Genomic DNA, 23,432 nt, shown 5'->3' with positions numbered 1-23,432 from the left:
ATGCAAATAATATGACTGTTTATTCCCTGGAGGGTGTTTTGATTAAGTCAGCGCTATTGGTTCTCGAAGACGGAACCCAATTCCATGGTCGTGCCATCGGGGCCACAGGATCGGCTGTGGGAGAAGTCGTTTTCAACACCTCAATGACCGGTTATCAAGAAATCCTCACTGATCCTTCCTACTCCCGCCAGATTGTTACCCTTACCTATCCTCATATCGGCAATGTCGGCACTAACGCCGCGGATGAAGAGTCCTCTAAGGTTCAGGCGCAGGGGCTGGTGATTCGCGATTTGCCGCTGATAGCGAGCAACTTTCGTAATGAAGAAGGTCTCTCTGCATACCTGAAGCGTCATAACATTGTCGCTATTGCCGATATTGATACGCGTAAGCTAACGCGGTTGCTGCGCGAGAAAGGTGCACAGAATGGCTGCATCATCGCCGGTGATGCACCGGATGCGGCGCTGGCGCTGCAAAAAGCGCAGGCGTTTCCCGGTCTGAAAGGCATGGACCTTGCGAAAGAGGTCTCTACAGCTGAAACCTATAGCTGGCAACAGGGCAGCTGGACGCTCGACGGCCTGCCAGCGGCGAAAAGCGGTGACGAACTGCCGTTCCACGTGGTCGCCTGTGACTACGGCGTTAAGCGCAGCATCCTGCGGATGCTGGTCGATCGCGGCTGTCGGCTGACGGTCGTCCCGGCCCAGACCTCTGCGGAAGAGGTGTTAAAGCTCAATCCGGACGGTATTTTCCTGGCTAACGGCCCTGGCGATCCGGAGCCATGCGATTACGCTATCGCGGCGATTACGCGCTTTCTGGAAACTGACGTGCCGGTATTCGGCATCTGTCTGGGTCACCAGCTGCTGGCGCTGGCGAGCGGGGCAAAAACGGTCAAAATGAAGCTGGGCCATCACGGTGGCAATCATCCGGTAAAAGACCTGGACAACAACAGGGTGATGATCACCGCGCAAAACCATGGTTTTGCCGTCGATGGCAGCAACCTGCCGGATAACCTGCGCGTGACCCATACCTCGCTTTTTGACCACACGGTGCAGGGGATTCATCGTACGGACAAAGCGGCCTTTAGTTTCCAGGGTCACCCTGAAGCCAGCCCGGGTCCGCATGATGCCGCCCCGCTGTTCGATCACTTTATCGAACTGATCGAAGCCTACCGTTCAAACGCGAAATAATCAGGAGCGAGAAAATGCCAAAACGTACCGACATAAAAAGTATCCTGATCCTTGGCGCAGGTCCGATCGTCATCGGACAGGCCTGTGAATTCGACTACTCAGGCGCTCAGGCCTGTAAAGCCCTGCGGGAAGAGGGCTATCGCGTTATTCTGGTCAACTCCAATCCGGCGACCATCATGACCGACCCGGATATGGCTGACGCGACCTATATTGAGCCGATCCACTGGGAAGTGGTGCGCAAAATCATTGAAAAAGAGCGCCCGGATGCGGTGCTGCCCACCATGGGTGGCCAGACGGCGCTGAACTGCGCGCTGGAGCTGGAGCGTCAGGGCGTGCTGGCTGAATTCGGCGTGACCATGATTGGCGCCACCGCCGATGCAATTGATAAGGCAGAAGATCGTCAGCGCTTCGATAAAGCAATGAAGAAGATTGGCCTTGATACGGCGCGTTCCGGCATTGCGCACACCATGGACGAGGCCCTCAGGGTAGCTGACGAGCTGGGCTTCCCGTGCATTATCCGGCCCTCGTTCACCATGGGTGGCACCGGCGGCGGTATCGCCTATAACCGTGAAGAGTTTGAAGAAATTTGCGAGCGCGGGCTGGATCTCTCTCCCACCAACGAGCTGCTGATTGATGAATCACTGATCGGCTGGAAAGAGTATGAAATGGAGGTGGTGCGCGATAAGAACGATAACTGCATTATCGTCTGCTCCATTGAAAATTTCGACGCGATGGGCATCCACACCGGCGATTCGATTACCGTCGCGCCTGCCCAGACGCTGACCGACAAAGAGTATCAAATCATGCGTAACGCCTCGATGGCGGTACTGCGTGAAATCGGCGTTGAAACCGGCGGTTCCAACGTGCAGTTCTCGGTGAACCCGGAAAATGGCCGCCTGATCATTATCGAAATGAATCCGCGCGTGTCGCGTTCTTCTGCGCTGGCCTCTAAGGCGACCGGCTTCCCGATTGCGAAAATCGCCGCCAAGCTGGCCGTCGGCTACACGCTGGACGAGCTGATGAACGATATCACCGGTGGCCTGACCCCGGCATCGTTTGAGCCGTCCATTGATTATGTCGTCACCAAAATTCCCCGCTTCAACTTTGAGAAATTCGCCGGGGCGAACGATCGCCTGACCACCCAGATGAAATCCGTCGGGGAAGTGATGGCCATTGGCCGCACCTTCCAGGAGTCGATGCAGAAAGCGCTGCGCGGGCTGGAAGTGGGTGCCAGCGGATTCGATCCTAAAGTTAGCCTCAACGATCCCGAAGCCCTGACCCACGTTCGCCGTGAGCTGAAGGATGCCGGTTCGGATCGCATCTGGTACATCGCCGACGCCTTCCGTGCCGGAATGTCCGTTGATGGCGTTTTTAACCTGACCAATATCGATCGCTGGTTCCTGGTGCAGATAGAAGAGCTGGTGCGTCTGGAAGAGAAGGTTGCCCGGGAAGGGATCAACGGCCTGACGAAAGAGTTCCTGCGGGACCTGAAGCGTAAAGGCTTTGCCGATGCGCGCCTTTGTGCGCTGGCTGGCGTAGCGGAAAGCGAGATACGCAAGCTGCGTGAGCGCTACAATCTGCACCCGGTCTACAAACGCGTGGATACCTGCGCCGCCGAGTTCTCAACGGACACCGCCTATATGTACTCCACTTACGAGGAGGAGTGCGAAGCGAACCCGTCTCAGGATCGTGAGAAAATCATGGTGCTGGGCGGCGGACCAAACCGCATCGGGCAGGGCATCGAATTTGACTACTGCTGCGTTCATGCCTCACTGGCGCTGCGGGAAGACGGTTACGAAACCATTATGGTTAACTGTAACCCGGAAACCGTTTCAACCGATTATGACACCTCCGATCGCCTCTATTTCGAACCGGTGACGCTGGAAGACGTGCTGGAAATTGTGCGCATCGAGAAGCCGAAAGGGGTGATTGTACAGTACGGTGGTCAGACGCCGCTGAAGCTGGCGCGTGAGCTGGAAGCCGCAGGCGTACCGGTTATTGGCACCAGCCCGGACGCAATTGACCGGGCGGAAGACCGCGAACGCTTTCAGCAGGCCGTGGATCGTCTGGGCCTGAAGCAGCCCGCCAATGCCACGGTGACCGCGCTGGAACAGGCCGTCGAAAAAGCGGCACAGCTGGGTTATCCGCTGGTGGTTCGTCCCTCTTACGTGCTCGGCGGCCGGGCGATGGAAATCGTCTACGACGAGGTCGATCTTAAACGCTACTTCCAGACGGCGGTTTCCGTCTCCAACGATGCGCCGGTGCTGCTGGATCGCTTCCTTGATGATGCGGTCGAAGTGGATATTGATGCCATCTGCGACGGTGAGCGGGTGCTGATTGGCGGCATTATGGAGCACATCGAGCAGGCGGGCGTCCACTCCGGTGACTCTGCCTGTTCGCTGCCCGCCTACACGCTGAGCAAAGAGATCCAGAACGTAATGCGTCAGCAGGTAGAGAAGCTGGCCTTCGAGCTTAGCGTTCGCGGTCTGATGAACGTGCAGTTTGCGGTGAAGGATAACGAAGTCTACCTGATTGAAGTGAATCCGCGCGCCGCCCGTACCGTTCCCTTTGTGTCGAAAGCCACCGGGGTGCCGCTGGCCAAGGTCGCTGCACGGGTGATGGCGGGTAAAACGCTGGCCGAACAGGGCATAACCGAAGAGGTGATTCCGCCGTACTACTCGGTGAAAGAGGTGGTGCTGCCGTTTAACAAATTCCAGGGCGTTGACCCGATCCTCGGCCCGGAAATGCGCTCTACCGGTGAGGTGATGGGCGTGGGACGTACCTTTGCCGAGGCGTTCTCGAAGGCGATGCTGGGGGCGCAAAGTAATATGAAGAAAACCGGACGCGCCCTGCTGTCGGTGCGCGAAGGGGACAAAAAGCGCATCGTCGACCTGGCCGCTAAGCTGCAAAAGCTCGGTTTTGAACTGGATGCGACACACGGCACCGCCGTGGTGCTGGGTGAGGCGGGGATCAACCCGCGTCTGGTGAACAAGGTGCACGAAGGCCGCCCGCATATTCAGGATCGTCTGAAGAACGGCGAGTATGCCTATATTGTGAATACCACCGAAGGGCGCCAGGCCATCGAGGACTCTAAACTGCTGCGTCGCAGTGCGCTTCAGTACAAGGTGCACTATGACACTACGCTGAACGGCGGATTTGCCACGGCGATGTCCCTGAACTCTGACCCCTGTGAGCAGGTGATCTCGGTGCAGGAGATGCACGCGCAGATCGACGCTCACCAGGCATAGTTCTCTGTTGCCGCTGGGGGAGCATCCCTCAGCGGCAGTGTTGGATCTGAATCCTTCCACGCCAGCCGCTATCTCCGCTAAAGGTTCCCGGTCACCTCTGCCGCCGTATCATTTTCATCCTCGCTGACCACAAACCAGGGCGTGAACAGCGTACGACGCAGCCAGCCTTTCGCCGTTTTCACCTGCCATTCACGACCGGGCGGATCGTAGTAATGGGTATCGGCATAGAGATCCTTCCGTACGCTCACGTCGCTGACGTACTTCCAGTCGTTCAGAAACCAGGGTTGAAAGGTGCGGATGGCCTGACCTTTGTTGTCATACTCGGTGCGGCCGGTTACCGCCCAGCGGAAGCGCGTTTCGGCAGCGATGGGCGCACCCTTTTTATCTACTGCAAGCACACCATCGTCGGTTCGCTGCAAGGCTTCACCGTTTGCCTGACGGGCTGCGGCCTGGAGCACACGACCAAAACCATCGCTAAACACCACCTGCTGGCGGATCTGCTGTTCCGCATCGTTGTCATAACGGTCGGTCGTCAGGGTGACCACGTGCGGAGGTAATATCTCGGCGGTTTCTTGTGTCCCAGTCTTCCAACTGTCGGCGACGTAAATCATGCACTGCGCGACGGGAAGGGGCGCTTGCAGGGCAAACGCCGCTTCAGCACTCTCCGGCGGGGTAAAGGGGGCGTCACTGTAACCAGCGGGTTGTCCGTTTTCCGTGCCGCTAAATCGCACGGTGGTGACGCGCCCCAGCGCATCCAGCGTGACAGAGCGCACGTTGTCATTGGGATCGGTGACCTGCATCGGGGTCAGGAAGCGCCAGTCATACTCTGCCGTCGTGGTCAGGCCAGCCGCGTCCCGCTGTTGCACAATGACACAGTCCCAGGGATCCCAGGTGAAGCTGGCTGCGCCGGTCAGCAGGGTTTCACGCCAGGTCTGGGGCCGCCAGTAGTGCGCGGCGGAGGCGTAAGTCGCGTAACCCTGTCGCGCCGTCCACAGTTTTTTCCCGGATTCACCCCTGCGGGCGAACAGATATCCGGCAGACAGATAGCCCGCCTCAGCCAGATGGGCGGGAGTGATGTCGGCCTTCAATGCACTGACTATCTCCTCATCCATAATGGCGGTTTCCATAAAGGCGACCCTGGGCGGCAGGGCGGGTGCATTGGTTGTCGCCCGGTTTTGACTATCGAGGTACCAGCACTGCTGTTGCCCACCAAAGACGTAAGGCTGGCTGTCCGCGATGGGGCCGCCCGCCTGTCGCAACCCTTCCAGCGTCAGCCCGTCTGAGGGGATGACATCGGCGGAGTGAATAGAGTGATCGGTCCGGGTGGCGTCGGCAATACCTAAGAGCCAGTTGCCCTCTGCCAGTGAGGTCACAACGTGCAGGCGGCTTTGCTGCAGGTCGAGGCGCAGCACCTTTTGCTGATCGTCATAGCTGCTGGCAAAGAGCGTGTCCGGCAGGGTATCCGGCCAGGGACTTTGTGCCGGCTGGCTGCGGCGCGGATAGCTGATATTCACCTCACGCAGAGGTTGTCCATACTCATCGCTGGTCAGCAAAACCTGCTGGCTGCACTGCGGATCGCTGCTGACCCGCTCGTAAGTATATGTACGGCTTTCCGCCAGGGCGGACCAGACCACCGGATAGCGCCCCGCAGGCTCGACCAGCCGCACCTGAGGACGGTTTTCCTTGACGCTATAAGGGATCCCGGCCTGGCTGCTGCCGTCTGCGCCATAAAGCTCACTGCGCAGCAGCAGGCCTTTTAGCCCCCGGTTCAGCCAGAAGGCGGTTTCATCCTGTGGCCTGGAGGCTTGTTCATCTTCGCCGCTTCCGGTGGTGAAACGGGGCGTGAAGCCGGGCCAGGCGGCTTTGTCGCCCTGCCAGAACTCTTCTGCCAGGCGGTTATCCACGGCGGGCAGGCCAGTGGCATACCAGCTGCGGCCGATCGCAGGTATACCGATCTCTGCTGCTGTTCCCTGGCTGGTCGAGGTGTCAGAGTCCGTCACTTCAACAAAGCCAAAGCCACGAAACTCGCGCTCCTGCCCGTCCCATACGCCGTGCCGATAGTTTATTTTGCTGGCCAGCCGATTACCGGTAATGTCATCGGTCACCTCTGTGCGCCAGAGCGTATGCAGCGCAAAGGGCAGATAGCAGGGCAGGGCAGGGTTACCCGTCGCCGCCTTTTCATCCAGCCAGAACTGTGCCGAACTGCGGTAATAAAGTTTGTGCCGTGCGCCGAGGTGGTTGTCCATTTGGCTCAGTAGCCAGGGCTTCTCGGATGAGAGGTGGCACACCCAGTGCTGCGGTACCGGGTGGGTGAGGGTCAGGATCAGGCTGGCGATGCCCAGCCCCTGGATATCTGCCACCTGCAGGCTACAGGTGCGGTCAAAACGCACCCCCTGCGGTAGCGGTATGTTTAGCGGTTCAGCAAAGCGGTTACCACTCTGATTCCGGTAAAGCTCCAGCCGGTCACTGTGGGCATAGATCAGATCGCCAGTACCCGATCCATCCGTATCCGCCAGGAAGAGCTGGTTCGGATTAAAGGTTTCGGCAGGCTGGCTGAAGCCGGGCAGGCCGATCGGGTGACCAAAGCGACCGTGGCCCAGATTTGGCCAGTAGCGCACCCCGCTGGCCTGCACCTCAACCAGATGCTGTTGCCCGCTGCCGGGCAGGTCGCTGAAGGCGACCAGCACGCGTGCATCCGCGTCGGGCACGGCAAGGGTAATGTCCTCTGCCTGCCACACCGTCCGTGCTTTCTCCCACCCCTTACCGTTCCCGCTGTACAGGCGTACGCTGCGCGGACCAATCAGCACGAGGTCGGTCATGCCAGCACCGATAATATCGGTCAGCTGCGCACGCGGATGGGCATATTCCACCGGCAGAGCTGAGAGCGGCGTAAAATGCTGCCAGTTACCCTGCGGCGTGCGCTGATAGCTGCCTGCCACGCCGGGCGCCGTCACGACCCATTCCAGCTGACCATCCCCATTCAGGTCGATTAACAGACCACCGCGCTGCAGCGAGGGCGTCTGCGGTAGCGGCCTGGGCGCTCCCCATGTTATTGCGTCGGCATCCGTCCCCGGCTGGCGTTCCGGCTGACGATACCACCAGGCTCCCTGGTCCTGATAGAGGATCCCGCACAGCCCCTCACCATTAAGATCGATAAGCTGGTAGGGATGCAGCAGGTTAAAGCTGGCCATATCCTCCCGCCGGTGCCAGTTGAACGGCGTAAGCGAAGAGGAGGTAAAGGTCTGCCATTCATATTCCAGCGGCGGCGCCAGGGAAAGACTTTTTCCGTCAGGTTCATAGGCGAGATGCCGGACGGTTTTTAGCAGACTGAGTGACGGCGTCTGGTCATAGTTTAGCTGCATACGAGCGATAAGCGTGGGCGCTTCACTCTCCTCCTGTGCCCCTGCCAGGGTACGCAGCCGGTGAAACAGCAGCACCTGGCGACAGAGGCGTCGGGTGCGCAGGTCGAATCCATAAGCGAAATCGGAAAAACAGTCCGGGCGGCAGGACCAGCTACCCATGCCGGGCATCTGCCAGCTGGGAATATCATAATCACCCTGGGCGCGTTCACCGTAGTCCAGCGTCACCGCAAACAGCCACGCATAGTCGGGCGGCGCAGTGACCAGGGCGGGAAGGGTACGCCCGGGGTTTTTGTTACCATAGCGTATCGCGACCAGGTAACGCTGTGCACCGCTGGCCGGATGTGCCGCGCGTTCCATTTGATCGCAGCCCGTGTCATCTTCGCCCCGGTACTGGTAGTAAATCTGCTCCCCGGTGAGCGTCACCGACGATTCCAGTAGCCATACCGCCGTATGGGCTGGGTTTTCCGGGTGGCTGATGCGGGCCTGTGCATTTCTGCCCAATAGCAGGACTTCGCCATTTGGGCTGTACAGCACCCAGAAATCACTTTCGCTGGCCTGATCCGGTCGCCAGCGTTCGAGGCGACTGAAACTGCTTTCGCTGCGTGAGCGGTAAGTGTGAACGCTGAAATTCCCGCCTGGCGCGACGCCCAACAGGCGACTGGCCCGCCGCGTTTCTGGTACGCCTGCGGCTGACAGTAGCGGTACCAGCACCTCACCGTCCGGGCCAGTGAATTCATCCGTCTCATCCCAGGCGGGGACACCTTTACGGGTACGCCGCTGTACCCCAGGCAGATTGAGGTTCCAGCCCATACCAAACGGGCTGTTTCCACTCCGACTGTGGTAGCTGAGTGCAATAGTGGGGGCATAACCGCGCCCGGCGCTGACCGGCAGAGGGATGCTGAGCGTAGCGGCCCCGTCAGGGCCGGCCGCAGGCATATCACCTTTTAAACCGTTAATCGTCCCACCCCCGCTGGGCAGAGAGGGCGGCGACAGCTGCAGTTGTTCATTGGATTGCATGATAAGTCTCCCTGACAGGCTCCCGCAGGGAGCCTGAAACAGTTAAAGGTGTTTGCCGGTGATGGTGTAGCGGATATGCAAAATAATGTCGCTCAGACTGAGTAACAGCGCTTTCTGCCTGCTGTTTGCATCCGGGAAGCTCAGGGTTAGCGTCCCGGCATCACTGACCGGAATCCCCTCAAACGGCAGCCAGCGGCCGTCATTAAAGTCCAGCTGGAACTGACCGCTGTCATTCATCCCATGGGAGACTGCCAGCGTTTTACACCCCTGCGGCATGGCCAGGCTGCCGCTATAGTTGAGTACGGCCCTGACATCCTGGTAGGGGCCAATCAGTGCGGGAAGCGTCACGCTGATTTGATTGATCCGCCGCAGACTGCCCAGCGAGTCCGGATAATCCTTCTCTATGGCCAGGTCGGAGAGCTTTATCGTCGCCTGAAGCTGTTGACTGGTGACTTTAATGCCATTTTCATCCGTCCCCGCGCTGCCTTTCGCGGCTGTCACCAGTTCAGTCACTTTTTCCGCCAGCGCGAAAGCGCTTCCTTTGAGGCTTGCATAGAACTCAGAGAGACAGACCGTGCGCGTGACCTCCCTTCTCCGCTGATCGTGTTTCAGGTAGCTGTGCTCCATGCGGGCCAGATTAAGCTGCAGCGTTTCTCCAGCCATCATCCCCCCCCAGGAACCCTGCCAGGCGCCGGGCTTAATAAAGTTAGCGGCGCGCTCATTACGTTCATATTTATAGGCCTCCTGCGCCATGAGGCAGCGGGAAACGGCGAGGTCATAAAACTGGTAGTAAATCGCTGCCAGCTTGCCGCGCAGCCAGTTGTAAAGCGCCTTATTACTGAATTTGTTCTGCAGAAAGGTGATTTGTGCCTGCGTCTGGAGCTGCTGAGTTTGCAGGTAATTTTTTTGCAGCACCGCCGCTTCATGGCGTATGGCGTAGGTTTCCAACTGGGCCTTTATTTGATTAACGTCGGATTCGGCGGCATTACGCTGGATGGCCCACTCTTCACGACGGCGACGATAGGATTCGGAGAGGCTTATCCGGTCAGCAGCGGTGCGGGTGCTGCCCGCCGCGATCTCAATGCCATAACCGACGGCCCGAGCGATGCTGCCGTAGTGTGCGCCGCCGACCGCCATACCGTAAATATTGGGCACGGCATCCAGTGCGGCGCCGGTCATATATGAGGCGTAGGCCGTGCTGGAGAGTACCGACGCGGAGAGATAGAGGTCCATGGCCTGGCCTTCACCGGTATTTATACCCTCATCATACAGGCGGCTGTAGCTGGTCAGGCGCGACTGCGCACCGTTCAGGCTCTGCTGCAGCGCCTGGCGATCTGCGGCAATTTCAACAATGCTGGCATCCTGCAGGGCAATGCTCTGCCGGACCAGCTCCACGCCCTGGGTCTGAAGCAATCCTGAGAGAGCCTCTGCATCCTGACGCTCACTGATGCTGAGCAGGGTGCTGCCAAACTGACTGAGCTGGCTGACCATGCTACGGGCGCTTTCCAGCATGACTGGGAAGCGGTACACCGGCATCTCAGCCACGGGCAGACGACTGCCGCCCTGAGAGGCATTGACGGCGGCGCTGAGCAGGGCGGCCGGATCGGCCGGCGGCGTATAAATCGGCAGGGAGAGTGGCTGACCGTCAATGGAGAGAAGATGACGCAGGTTATAGAGGCGCTGCGTCAGCGTCTGCCTGTAGGCCTGGAGCTTCTCGTTCTGCTGCGGCAGGAACAACGCGGTCAGGGAGTTTGCAGTGCGAGGCTCTCCCTTATCCGGAGCGGGTTCCTGCTTCGGGTTTTCCCGGACGGTCTGCTGTCGCACGGCCTGCATAGCCTGGCGGGTGCGAAGCAGCTGGGTTTTATCGGCGGCAGCATCCAGCCGCGGTGCGGACCAGTTCGCCTCCGGCAGCCAGGCTTCCTCACCCAGGGTGGTTAACGCCTGCAGATACCACATTTTTGCTTCGTTAAGCGTATCCCGCTCCAGCAGCCGGTAAGCCGTATCGCCCCGGGCGATGAGCAGATCCAGCATCGCCATAAAAGTGGCGACTTTGTAATGCATCGGGTCGGCCTGCGCCACCGCGTCCGGATCCAGCGTATCCAGTGGGTTGGCATTCCAGGCGGTGTCCTCCTCCAGCGGTCGCACGTTCCACTGCCACGAGGCCGGCTGGCCATTTACCAGATACCCTTCCGGACTCCAGATATATTTTATCCAGCGCGTCGCCTCATCAAACTTCTGTTCCTGTAGCAGACGGCGGAATACCATCATGGGGACGTAGTAAAACATCTCCCAGAAGTAGAGCGCGTTGGCACCGTTAAAGTCCATGGGTTCGGTATAATCTTGCAGAATAACCAGGGTAAATGCAGGTTTTGAGGCTGGAGAAAACTGGCTAAGGCTAATGCCACCTTTGACAGAGTAATTAACCAAAAGCGTACCTGCTTCCAGCCTGCCTTTATAACAGGTCAGGTAAACTTCCAGGCCCGACGTAGTTGAATAAGGAAAGTTGATAATGTCATAGAAAGGCTTTTCCACCCTGCTCAGGGGCACAAACAGCGTCACCGTCTGTTCAGTATCGGTTAGCGAACCCTGCCAGAAATCGAAGTAATCCTGATCCCGACCACGATAAAGGGTAATCCTCGCCCCTCGCGAACCCCCATGAACCGCCGCATCATAGCGGGGCAGAACCACCTGAATATAGCCGCCCTGTCCCATCGCGGGTTCGGGAAGAAACTGGGAGTCCATGGATAATACGCTCCTCAGTCCCTGATTCGCGCGTGCTACCAGCTGCTGGGCAAAGAGTGTGTTAACCCTGATGCGATAAGGACCATATTGCAGATACTGGGCGTTATCCGCGCTGTGCTTAAGGGAGATCAGCGGAAGATTACTGCTAACGACCCGGGTTACTATTGTACGGAGGGTTTCACTGCCCAGGAAGCGGCCATCAGGGGCAGTGGCCTGAAAAGTAAAATCCAGGGCAAGTGTATTATTGGTAAAAGCCTCAGGCGGAAGCGCTATTTCTGTATCACCGAAAGCAAAGGTTGATTCAGCAAGCGTATATTTTCTGCACGAAGAGGCAGTTACTAAGTCCAGAGTGGAATGGCTTCCCAACGCGACAGAAAGCTTTACGTGCCTTAGATTGATTGCGGTGTCTATATAAAGCTCATTCGCAAAATAAGTTGAATAACTGTTTAAGGTTTTCCTTCCTACTACGTAATATTCTATATTTAGAGGGTCAATGTCTTTTATAAAGGAATAAATATCATCCTTAAAACGGCTAAATATAAAATCAAACGTCGCATAGGGCTTTGTTCTTCCATACATCATTATATCTGTGTAGGGTGTTTTGACGAAGAAATGAGTAAGACTTTCTTTTCTTGCTATAAATTCAACTTCACTTATGTCGGCATAAACATCCTTTTCCCGATAGACGTTGAATTTATCATTTATCACTCCGCACTTTCGAATCAGATCCATTATCTCGTTCGCTCTTGTTCCCCATTTACCGTAACACTGAATATTGGCCACCGGTGTACATCGTAAGCTCGCCTCATCTGAGGCATCAGAAATACTGATATTCGAAACTGCGCTTAGATATAAATTTGTTAAATCCTCGACACCCCACACCTCCTTAACGCGTATCGGGGATGACGCTGAATACGTCGTGCTGCCGCCCCCATAGGGGGTGTTGAGTTTAAGTTCGGTTAGCGAATCCGCCTGCTTAGCAATATAACTAAACTGCGTAGTGGCCTGTGTGGAATTTATTTCTTCCATGCCCCCATCGGCGCGTATCTGTACGCCGGATACGCCTGTGTAACTTGCAGGGTAATCCTGACTTTTCTTATAGAATAAAACTTCGATCCGTTCAGTGTTGATATTCCTTGCGCAGTACATGCCCATATCAGCAATATCGCTCCCGGCGGGAGGGAATGTACCGCTTTGCCGGGTAAATGAGAGCGGAACGCTCCATGAACCATTGTGTAAAATATGCGCATATTTCAGCAGGTATTCCGTGGCTTCGCGGGTGCTGCTCTCGCCAATTTTTTCCGCTACCTGACGGCTTTCTGTCCAGACCAGGTAGAGTCTTGACTGGAAGATCACCGGGCGAACCAGATTGGTCACCGCAGCAACGGGTGCCGTGATTTTTTGCCATTCACTCCAGGCGTTGGCGGGCAGTTTACCGGCGGAGATTTTGCCAATATCTGCCGTCCGCCAGTAGTACTCTCCGCTGGCCGACCGTCCTAAGAGATAAGTGGTGCCCTGTTTTTCGCTCACGTCATCATGATAACCGCTAACGATTTCCAGGTTGGCGATCTCCTCAAAGCGGGTCATATAGGTTTTAAAGGCGTCCTCAACCGTGTCGCTGGTTAGCTGGCTCTGGCTGAGGGATTGCAGCATCTCATTCATCATTCCGGTCTGACCGATCCGCAGGGTGGGGTCAAGGTAATTTTCCGGGTAGTAGACCAGTTGGGAAACGCCGGCCCAGCTGCTGTAGCGTTTGTTATACCTGTCCCAGTCGGTAAAGAACGGACGTACTTTTACAGCGCTATTCTCACCCTGTTCCTGGCCGCTGAGCGTCCGATTGATGTACAGCTGGATGCTGGCAATTGCCTCCGCCAGCCGGGTGGTTTTGACCTCAGCGGAAACCTTATTATCAATCAGCAGCCAGCTGTAGAGTGCCTCACGATCGCTGACCCACGCAGGGGTGATATTTTCTATAATAAAGGTGCTGACGGCGGCGCTGGTCCTTTCATCAAGATACGCCTGCAGACGTGCAGCCTGACGGCTGTCCAGCCCGGCCTGTAATGACGCGCTGATTGCTACCCACTCGCGGTAGGAGGGGGTATTATCGGTATGCGTATAATCCAGCGTTATTAGCACGGCGATGCCCGCAGGGGTGATACCGAGCGTGGTGGCCATGTCCACCCACTGTAAGGTGGCATCTACCGCTGACCAGCTGCTGAACGTCGTGGTATCGCTGCTTTGGGCCAGCCCCTGAACCACCATCTGTTCATCCAAATCCAGCGCCAGCGCCAGCTGGGCCGGGGTAAGGGTCTGTTCGCCCAGCGCCTGCAGTATCCCGCTCGCAGCGGTACCGCACTGCTGCAGAAAGCGATGAAAACGTGCCAGTCCGAACAGGATGGCGATAGTCTGCGGCAGCAGGGTTGCGTCACTCTGGAAAGCCTGCGGCTGTGCCACCGCCAGCGACAGTTCGCCGGCAGTCAGTGCCAGCTTCTGTACAATCAGCACCAGCTGCCCCAGCACCTGACAGTAGATAACCAGCTTTTTTGTCTCAGTATTGGTAAGGTTATCTCGGGCAGCCAGCGTCAGGAAGGCTTTAACCGTCATCCCCTGCGGTTTTAACTGCTCCAGCCACATAAGAATGGCCAGGGCGAGTTCCCCGGACTCAAGCTGGGTCGCGGCGGCGATAAGCGGCGCGATGTCGCTCAGCAACCTGTCGTCATTATCACCCTGACTGGCGAGGCCATTATTCAGGTTCTCAATCAGGCTGGCGATTTCCGGCGTCATGCTGTCGCTGACCTGCGGGGTGGTCATCAGGAACAGCTCACCCGGGGTTAAATCCTGCGTATTCATCCACCCGGCGTAGCGGTCGACAAAGCTGAGCAGCTCACTAAACTCGCTGGCAGCGAGCTCACCGGGTTTACGACCTGACCAGGGCGAAACGGCTATCAGCGTGGCCAGCCCGCTCACGCTCAGGCCATTCACCCCGGCCAGCAGCGCTATCCGGTAGAGCAGGGATACATTCTCAATTGTGCAGGTGAAGGTGGGGGGCGCGGCGCTGCCGCTGGCCAGCGACCACAGCTGATAAAGACCGCTATCGTTAACCTGGAAGGCACGTTTCATTACGCCAGTGCGAAAGGCATCGCTGCTATTGGCGGGGGAAAGATTGACCTCGCTGCCGTCGGCACTAAACAGCTGGCCGTTTAGCGGAGGGGTATTAAACAGCGTCGTAAAGGCACTGGGCCTGTTGCCTGAATCTTCCTGACTGACGGTGCCGCCGGAAAGTACCAGCGCCTCAGAAAGGGTGATGGCATAGCGTTGCATCGTATCCTGCGCCCAGAAAAGTTTGCCCAGCGTCTGTGGCGTTACGCCCTGATAGATACCTGACTTTTCACTGACTGAATAAATTTCAGTCGGGGTAAACCCGGTGGCCTTGCTCAGGCGGATCAGTTTGTTAAGTTCCAGCAGCAGGGGAGCGAAACCTGTATTTTCTGAAAGGGTGAAATCTGCATAACAATTTACCGTACTGGAAGATGTACGATAGGAGTAGGCATTAAGCCTAAACGTGCCTTTTAGGTCATTATCAATCAGAGTGAAAGGAGTCGATCTATAATCCATACCAGACGTAAGTTCATTATAACCTGTTAAATAAGCACCTCTGGGGGATTCTATTCTCAGGCTCGATTTTATAAAGTGGATTTTGGTATTGAGATGCGCATAAAAAATGTTTTTATCTGTTCTTCTCAGATCAAGATAATTAATATTATCATCATAACCGCTGGCAGGTGCTCTGCGAAGCGTATATGTCTCAATAGCACCATCTGTGATACTAAAACCCGTTGTAATATGGTTTGTGTAGGGCCTTTGCTTCAGCACGCTGATAAACTCATCCAGCTCATCAGGTTTCAAATCATAAAAGGCTGCGAGCCGACTCAGGTTTTTAAATTTTTCGATATCCGTTGTACCAAAATTCCTCTCTATCAGCTTTTCAGCGTTACTTTCGGTAATCTCCTCGGTAAGCAGGCTATATAACTCCGGCGAGATATCGGATTTTATCCCCAGCAGCGAGGAGGGATCGATGCGTTTTACCACCTCCGGATTGCGCCGAAAGGCTGAAAAATCCTCATCCTGCAGAATAATGGCCTGACGGGCCGCTTCATAAGGCCGGTGAAAAGGCCCAGCACCGCCAGCGCGATAGGTGGAAAGCCGTTCAAATACCCCGTCCTCATCTTTATCTAACCAGGATCCAATTTTATCCAGAATGATTGCATTAGAGAGGGACAGGGTGGAGATCTCGTCGTCCATGTTTTCCTGTGACAGGCTGAGAGAGGCCAAATCGCCGCGGCGCTTAGCCAGATTGAAATCAGAATTAGCGGGATGCAGACCTCTGGCTTCGCGGTACAGTTCCGTCAGGTAGCCTGCCGGAGAGAACATGGAGGCAACCGCTCCCGGTTTAACGAACTGGCTGGCGCGATTGCCAAAGAGATCGTTATAGCTCCTCTGCTGCGCAGACTGACGGATACCCAGACGAATGGCATTTGCCAACTGGGGGTTCGCCCGGGTCAGAATGCGCGCTTCCTCCAGCTTGTTCTCTTTCAGCTCTTGATCGGCCTGCTGATGCAGGAACTCCATCTCACCCCATGTCAGCGTATTCCCGGACAGATTACGTATTTCAGGTAATGAGCGGCCCATCATATCAGCCAGGGTCCAGGGCGCGCTCTGAATACGTTTGGATTCAATTTCAGACTCGTCGTCTTCAGACGCGTCGTCAATAGTGTTTAGTTTTTTCAGTATATTATCAGTACTGTACATGCAGCTTTACCTCTTATTAACTGGAAATAATGGCTAACAGCCAACGCAGCGCAGTAAGCCCTGTGTGTATTATTTTGGAGCGGGCAGTGCCTTTGCCAAATATTGAAGATCATCAGTAACGGCTAAGCGGCCTGTTACTGATGTGAGTTTTGAAAAAAATAATTATGGTCGTGGCTTTTTTTCAGGTTTCAGGCTAATTCGCATTTTTTCTCTAGCATAGCTTAATGTTAAGAAGAGGTGGATGAATGTTAATAAAAAGGAGGGGGTCACAGTACGGTTTAGGTATAAATCATTATATTTCAGTTGGGTAGATTTGTTTTTTTTATGAAGTATACTGATTTTTTTTGATTGGCTTATTATTTGATGGCTAATCGTCAATATAAGATTTCATTAATAAACTAATAAAACATTAATGCTCCAAATAAATGTAATATTTCCAACGCGGTGTGATTTCTGTGAGGCGTTTACCAGAATCAAATCCTTACCTTTTGTATTCTGGCTAACCAGATAAGCCTGTCGCAGATGGGCGGCAGATAATGAAATACTGTTGAGTAATTCAGGGAGATAAGATGAAGAGAGTCCTGTTAGCCACGCTGATTTGTGCCGGCACTATACCCGCTACTTTTGCGGCAAAAGATGTGACCACCCAACCCGATGTGTACTTTTTGAAAGAGGCACAGTCCCCTGACAGCCTGGCCTTACTGCCTCCTCCTCCGGCGATGGACAGCATTGATTTTCTCAACGACAAGGCGCAGTACGATGTGGGGAAAATGCTGAGAAATACCCCGAGGGGTAAACAGGCATGGCAGGATGCGCACGTCTCGGGCGATGGCGTCCCCGAGGCGCTGTCGCCCGCTTTTGGCGAACCCATTACCAAAGAAAAAACGCCTGAGCTTTTCCGGCTGGTTATGAAAATGCGTGAGGATGCGGGCGATCTGGCGACGCGCAGCGCAAAAGAACACTATATGCGCATCCGGCCTTTCGCCTTTTACAACGAACCGACCTGCCGTGCGGATGAGGAGAGCACGCTCTCTAAAAATGGCTCTTATCCCTCCGGGCATACCACGATTGGCTGGGCAACGGCATTGGTACTGGCCGAGGTCAATCCGGCCCGACAGGGGGAGATTCTAAAAAGGGGCTATGAGATGGGGCAGAGCCGGGTGATCTGCGGATACCACTGGCAGAGCGATGTGACCGCTGCCCGAATCGTTGCTGCCGCCATTGTTGCGCGGCTGCATGCCGATCCGGCCTTTAGCCAGCAGTTACAGAAGGCGAAGGACGAATTTAAGAAAGCGCGACCTTAATACCCAGCGCAATCAGTACGCCGCCCAGCAGTTTGTCGATAAGCTTCTGGGCTTTCGCCAGTGCACGGCGCACCGGGGCGCTCTGGATAATCACCACCAGTAGCGGCCACCACAGGGATGAGAGCATCAGGATAATGCTGGCGTACCAGATTTTTTCGCCAAAGCTGGAGTGAACGTTAAGCACCTGCGTAAATATCGACAGGAAGAACAGCGTCGCTTTCGGGTTGAGCAGGTTGCACAGATAGCCCTGCAGAAAGGCTTTCCTCAGCGAGGTGGTCTCCGGGGTCACATTGCTGAGGTCCATTTTGCTGCTGCCGCGTGACAGTAGCGCCTGGACGCCGATAAAGATCAGGTATGCCGCACCAACGTATTTCAGCAGCATAAACAGCCAGGGGGTGGTAGTGATCACCACGGCCAGCCCGGCCACGCAGTAAATCATATGTGTGGCGACTGCGCAGTTCACCCCGAGCGCGGTAAACATCGCTGCCGTACGCGGATAGCGGGCGGCATTTTTAATAATAAGGAAGAAGTCAGGACCGGGGGAAAGCATTCCCAGGGCCGCAATAGTGAAAATAATCAGGCTGGTTTCTAACATGGTCGTATCCTGGAGTTGGGGCACGGATTTTAGCACGTTCTCCGGCCTTTTGAGCAATCAGCCAGTGGCCTTTCAGGGTAAATATCACCCTTAAAAACCTTTACGTAAAACCCGCCCGTTGGGTATCGACGAAAGTTTCACCTTTCCGTATGATGGCGCCAAATTTACTGCCTGTTGAGTATCAATAATGATAAGCCTGATTGCGGCCATGGCGGCCGACCGCGTAATTGGAATGGAAAACGCCATGCCGTGGCATATTCCAGCCGATCTGGCGTGGTTTAAACGTAATACGCTGGGTAAGCCAGTTATCATGGGGCGCCGGACCTGGGAATCGATCGGGCGTCCGCTGCCGGGCCGTTTAAACATAGTTATCAGCCGCCAGCCCGGCGATGCAGAAGGTGCAACCTGGGTAACCTCTATTGAGGAAGCGCTTAAGGCCGCTGGCGATGCAGAAGAAGTGATGGTGATTGGCGGCGGTAAGATTTACGAGCAGCTACTGGCCCGCGCAGACCGACTCTACCTGACCCATATTGATGCCGAAGTGGAAGGGGATACGACTTTCCCGGACTATGAGCCGGATCAGTGGCAGTCGACGTTTAGCGAATTCCACGACGCCGATGAAAATAACTCCCACAGCTATTGCTGGGAAATTCTCGATCGTCGTTAACGAAGCGCGCCCCACATCATGGGGCGCACAGGCAGAAAATATCGTTACGGCATTCAGGGCGCTTAAGAGCATAAATACCGTCAGGCAACCGGGATGCGCTTGCGGTTTCAGGCCTCTGCTGCCCGCTTCCGGTTAGAGGGTTGCACAAATACTGCCTTATCCTCCCAGCGTAGCATCGTCAGCACACCGCCCCAGCAGCAGCCGGTATCCAGACCGATAATCCCTTCCGGGGTGCCCTGACCCTCCAGCGAAGCCCAGTGACCAAACACAATGGTATAGGCTTTAGATACCGGTCCCGGGATGGTGAACCAGGGCTTTAACGGTGGTGGAGCGGATTCCGGCGTGTCTTTACAGATCATATCCAGCTGGCCGTTGGGAAAGCAGAAACGCATTCGCGTCAGCGCATTGGTGGTGAAACGCAGCCGGGCAAGGCCGGTAAGCTCCGGTGACCAGTTGTTTGGCATATCGCCATACATCGCATCCAGGAACAGTGGATAGGTATCGCTGGAGAGTACGGCCTCCACCTCTCTGGCGCAGGCCTTCGCCGTGTCGATATCCCACTGCGGCGTAATACCCGCATGTCCCATGACCAGCTTTTTCTCTTCATCGACCTGTAGCAGCGGCTGGCGTCGCAGCCAGTTAATCAGCGTGTCGGCATCCTCTGCTTCCAGTAACGCGGCCAGCCGATCCTTAGGCTTATTGCGACTGATCCCGGCATAGACGGCAAGCAGATGCAGATCGTGATTACCCAATACCAGACGCGCGGCATCCCCCAGCGATCGGACAAACCGCAGTACGTCGAGTGAGCCGGGACCGCGAGCCACCAGGTCGCCGGTCAGCCAGAGCGTATCCTGAGCAGGATCGAAGCTGACCTGCTGTAGCAGGGATTGAAGTTCATCATAGCAACCGTGAACGTCACCAATTAGATAAGTGCTCATTAAATCGCCCCAGGCGTTTACGATGAAGGTCACCGGCACCGATTATTGCTGCCCGTTAAGGCCGCACGGTGCCGGGCGAAAATTAGTGGATCTGCGTGGGAATGGCCAGCCGGAACACCGGGATTTCAACGCGAAAGGCATCGCCCTCTGCATCAACCATCTCATAGTGTCCCTGCATGGTGCCTATCGGCGTCTCCAGGACTGCACCGCTGGTATACTGAAATTCGCCCCCGGCCGCGATAACCGGCTGTTCGCCGATCACACCTTCGCCCTGTACTTCGGTTTCATGACCGTTGCCATTGGTGATAAGCCAGTAGCGTCCGAGCAGCTGCACGGCGGCATGGCCCAGATTACGAATGGTGATGGTATAAGCGAAAACGTAGCGCTCATCATCAGGCACGGACTGCGAAGGAATATACGCACTCTGCACCTGGACGCTAACGCGGGGCCGTTCAGTCATAAAATCAGTTCTCCTGCGGCGCCTGTGGATGCGCGGTCAGCCAGTTAGCCAGCTGGCAGTACTGTGCTACCGAGATGTTTTCCGCCCGCAGCGTGGGGTCAATATTCATCTCCTGCAACACCTCTAACGAAAACAGATGACCCAGGCTGTTGCGCAGGGTTTTACGCCGCTTACCAAATGCCTCGGTGGTGATTCTGCTTAACGCGCGAATATCCTCCACCGGGTAGGGGATTTTCGCATAGGGCACCAGCCGTACCACGGCTGAGTCCACTTTAGGCGCCGGAGTAAAGGATTCCGGCGGCACTTCCAGTACCGGGATCACCTGGCAATAGTACTGCGCCATCACGGTAAGACGGCCATAGGCTTTGCTGCCAGGCCCGGCAACCAAACGGTTGACCACCTCTTTTTGCAGCATAAAGTGCATATCCCGAATCGCATCAGTATAGCTGAAGAGATGGAACATCAGCGGCGTAGAGATGTTGTAGGGCAGGTTACCAAATACGCGCAGGGACTGGCCCTGTTGACGCGCATAGTCGGCAAAGTCAAAGGCCATCGCATCCTGCTGGAAAATAGTCAGCTTCGGGCCAAGGAACGGATGGGTTTGCAGACGGGCCGCCAGATCGCGGTCAAGCTCGATCACCGTCATGGCATCCAGCCGTTCGCCAACCGGCTCGGTTAATGCGCCCAGCCCCGGGCCTATCTCAACGACGGCCTCACCTGGCATTGGGTGGATAGCGGAGACAATGCTGTCGATAATATAAGGATCGTTCAGGAAGTTCTGTCCGAAACGTTTGCGGGCGAAATGGCCCTGATGGACGCGATTATTCATTACTGCTCTTAATCATGGTGATGGCGAGGTTAAGCGCCGTAATAAAGCTGCCCGCATCGGCGCTCCCCTGGCCTGCCAGTTCAAGGGCGGTACCATGGTCAACGGACGTGCGGATAAAGGGCAGGCCGAGGGTGATATTCACCGCTCTCCCAAATCCCTGGAATTTTAGCACCGGCAGGCCCTGGTCGTGATACATCGCCAGAACCGCATCGGCATGCTGTAGGTATTTCGGCTGGAACAGCGTATCCGCCGGCAGTGGCCCGGTCAGCTGAATACCCTGCTGGCGCAGCGCATCCAGGGCAGGAATAATCACGTCGATCTCTTCCCGTCCCATATGACCGCCTTCGCCCGCGTGGGGATTCAGCCCGCAAACAAAGATATGCGGTGAGGCAAGGCCAAACTTTTTCTGTAGATCAGCATGCAGGATGTGGATCACCTCATGCAGACTTTGACGCGTGATAGCGGCAGAGACGTCCTTAAGCGGCAGATGCGTTGTGGCCAGCGCCACGCGAAGCTCTTCAGTCGCCAGCATCATCACTACGCGTGCGCAGCGGGCGCGTTCGGCAAAGAACTCGGTATGCCCGCTGAACGGGATCCCGGCGTCGTTGATCGCGCCTTTGTGCACCGGACCGGTAACCAGCGCGGCGAATTCACCGCTCAGGCAGCCGTCGCAGGCGCGGGCCAGGGTCTCAAGGACGTAGTGGCTGTTATCGGTGCAAAGTTCTCCCGCCTTGACCGGCTGCGCGGTGTGTACCGGCAGTACGGTCAGCGTACCCGCCCGCTGAGGCACGGGCTGGCCCGGCTGGTATTCCCGCAGGGTCAGCGGCAGCCCCAGCGTGGCGGCACGCTGGCGCAGCAGGTGCGGGTCGGCACAGACCACCAGCTCAACCGGCCAGTCGCGCTGGGCCAGCTGAAGGGTGACGTCAGGGCCAATCCCGGCGGGTTCGCCGGGAGTGATAACTACGCGGCTGTTACTGAGCATTAGCGTCCAGAATTTTTACGTAGGCCGAAGCACGCTGTTCCTGCATCCAGGTCTGTGCTTCTTCTGCAAACTTGCGGTTGAACAGCAGGCGGTAGGCTCGCTCTTTCTGCGCCGCATCGGTTTTATCAACCTGGCGGGTATCAAGCAGCTGGATCAGGTGCCAGCCAAAGGAGGAGTGCACCGGGGCGCTCATTTGGCCTTTTTTCAGCTTCAGCAGCGCGTCGCGGAACGCCGGGTCATACATCTCCGGCGAGCTCCAGCCGAGATCGCCACCCTGGTTGGCTGAGCCTGGATCCTGTGAAAGCTGCTTAGCCGCATCGGCAAAGGTGGTTTTGCCGCTGTGAATATCGGCAGCAACCTGGGTCAGCTTCTCACGAGCCTGCGCGTCGGTCATAATTGGCGAAGGTTTAAGCAGGATATGGCGGGCATGCACTTCGGTCACGGAAACGTTCTGCTTGTCGCCGCGAACGTCGTTAACCTTCAGGATGTGAAAGCCAACGCCTGAGCGGATTGGGCCGATGATATCGCCTTTTTTCGCGGTTGCCAGCGCCTGGGCAAACAGGGAAGGGAGCTCCTGAATCCGGCCCCAGCCCATGTTACCGCCTTTCAGCGCCTGAGGGTCGGCTGAATAGGTGATGGCCAGCTTGCCAAAATCGCCGCCGTTTTTGCTTTCGCTAACCAGCTGCTTCGCCAGCTTTTCCTGATCGTCAACCTGTTGCTGAGTCGGATTTTCCGGCAGCGGCAGCAGGATGTGGCTGAGGTTCAGCTCGGTCCCGGCATCGTTGGTGGTAGCAACCTGCTTCGCCAGCGAGTCGACTTCCTGCGGCAGAATGGTCACGCGACGACGCACTTCATTATTGCGTACTTCCGCAATGGTCATCTCTTTGCGGATCTGCTCGCGGTAGGTGGCATAGTTCATGCCATCATAGGCCAGGCGGCTGCGCAGCTGATCGAGACTCATTTTGTTTTGCGCGGCAATATTGCCAATGGCCTGATCCAGCTGCGCGTCTGAGATCTGGATCCCAGCCTGTTTACCCATCTGTAGCAGGATGTTGTCCATAACCAGACGCTCAACGATCTGATGGCGCAGGGTTTTATCATCAGGCAGCTGCTGACCCGCCTGCTGGGCCTGACCTTTCACCGACTGCATCATACCGTCGACGTCACTTTCCAGTACCACGCCGTTATTCACAACGGCGGCAACTTTATCAACAACCTGCGGGGCTGCAAACGCGGTGCTGGCTGACAGCGCTGCACCGAGGATCAGCATTCTCCAGTTCTTCATACTTTTTCCA

The 23,432-nt window shown here is 56.2% G+C and carries 12 protein-coding genes; 4 read left to right on the top strand and 8 right to left on the bottom strand.

What is annotated here, in order from left to right:
* Positions 1–38: 38 nt before the first annotated feature.
* Entirely contained in the window at positions 39–1,184 is a 1,146-nt protein-coding gene (carA, locus tag A1830_RS17160; protein WP_197473360.1) for a glutamine-hydrolyzing carbamoyl-phosphate synthase small subunit, read from the top strand.
* A gap of 14 nt (positions 1,185–1,198) precedes the next feature.
* Complete coding sequence (gene carB / locus A1830_RS17155; protein ID WP_067709095.1) at positions 1,199–4,432, top strand: carbamoyl-phosphate synthase large subunit; 3,234 nt, start codon at positions 1,199–1,201, stop codon at positions 4,430–4,432.
* A 77-nt stretch (positions 4,433–4,509) separates the two neighbouring features.
* On the opposite strand, the gene A1830_RS17150 is transcribed toward carB, so the two are convergent.
* Together A1830_RS17150 and A1830_RS17145 are read right to left on the bottom strand one after the other, a co-directional pair.
* Complete coding sequence (locus tag A1830_RS17150; protein WP_067709092.1) at positions 4,510–8,811, bottom strand: SpvB/TcaC N-terminal domain-containing protein; 4,302 nt, start codon at positions 8,809–8,811, stop codon at positions 4,510–4,512.
* A gap of 42 nt (positions 8,812–8,853) precedes the next feature.
* Positions 8,854–16,362: a Tc toxin subunit A-related protein gene (locus A1830_RS17145; RefSeq protein WP_082804203.1), complete on the bottom strand. Its 7,509-nt coding sequence runs from the start codon at positions 16,360–16,362 to the stop codon at positions 8,854–8,856.
* Between the two features lie 569 nt (positions 16,363–16,931).
* Between A1830_RS17145 and A1830_RS17140 the strand changes: the two genes are divergently transcribed.
* Positions 16,932–17,666: an acid phosphatase gene (locus tag A1830_RS17140; protein WP_067709090.1), complete on the top strand. Its 735-nt coding sequence runs from the start codon at positions 16,932–16,934 to the stop codon at positions 17,664–17,666.
* Here the strand turns inward: A1830_RS17140 and A1830_RS17135 are convergent.
* A complete protein-coding gene (locus tag A1830_RS17135; RefSeq protein ID WP_067709088.1) occupies positions 17,647–18,261 on the bottom strand; it encodes a LysE family translocator in 615 nt (204 codons plus the stop codon). The two genes, A1830_RS17140 and A1830_RS17135, sit on opposite strands and share 20 nt — an antisense overlap.
* Before the next feature lie 187 nt (positions 18,262–18,448).
* On the opposite strand from A1830_RS17135, the gene folA reads away from it, so the two are divergent.
* Positions 18,449–18,928, top strand: coding sequence for a type 3 dihydrofolate reductase (gene folA, locus A1830_RS17130; RefSeq protein WP_067709086.1), 480 nt, complete (start codon positions 18,449–18,451; stop codon positions 18,926–18,928).
* 107 nt (positions 18,929–19,035) lie between these two features.
* Here the strand turns inward: folA and apaH are convergent, their stop codons facing one another.
* The 5 genes from apaH to surA form a co-directional block, all read right to left on the bottom strand.
* Complete coding sequence (gene apaH / locus A1830_RS17125; protein ID WP_067709179.1) at positions 19,036–19,866, bottom strand: bis(5'-nucleosyl)-tetraphosphatase (symmetrical) ApaH; 831 nt, start codon at positions 19,864–19,866, stop codon at positions 19,036–19,038.
* Between the two features lie 82 nt (positions 19,867–19,948).
* On the bottom strand, positions 19,949–20,326 hold the full coding sequence (gene apaG / locus A1830_RS17120) for a Co2+/Mg2+ efflux protein ApaG (protein WP_067709084.1): 378 nt from the start codon (positions 20,324–20,326) through the stop codon (positions 19,949–19,951).
* A gap of 4 nt (positions 20,327–20,330) precedes the next feature.
* Complete coding sequence (gene rsmA / locus A1830_RS17115) at positions 20,331–21,155, bottom strand: 16S rRNA (adenine(1518)-N(6)/adenine(1519)-N(6))-dimethyltransferase RsmA (RefSeq protein WP_067709082.1); 825 nt, start codon at positions 21,153–21,155, stop codon at positions 20,331–20,333.
* Positions 21,148–22,137: a 4-hydroxythreonine-4-phosphate dehydrogenase PdxA gene (pdxA, locus tag A1830_RS17110; protein WP_067709080.1), complete on the bottom strand. Its 990-nt coding sequence runs from the start codon at positions 22,135–22,137 to the stop codon at positions 21,148–21,150. The genes rsmA and pdxA overlap by 8 nt, the downstream gene beginning before the upstream one ends.
* Positions 22,127–23,422: a peptidylprolyl isomerase SurA gene (surA, locus tag A1830_RS17105; protein ID WP_067709077.1), complete on the bottom strand. Its 1,296-nt coding sequence runs from the start codon at positions 23,420–23,422 to the stop codon at positions 22,127–22,129. The genes pdxA and surA overlap by 11 nt, the downstream gene beginning before the upstream one ends.
* Positions 23,423–23,432: the final 10 nt, after the last annotated feature.

The organism is Erwinia sp. ErVv1, from assembly GCF_900068895.1.
In the GTDB taxonomy this organism is placed as follows: Bacteria; Pseudomonadota; Gammaproteobacteria; order Enterobacterales; family Enterobacteriaceae; genus Erwinia.
Note: the sequence above shows the minus strand (reverse complement) of the source record. Positions and strands in the feature narration are given on the sequence as shown.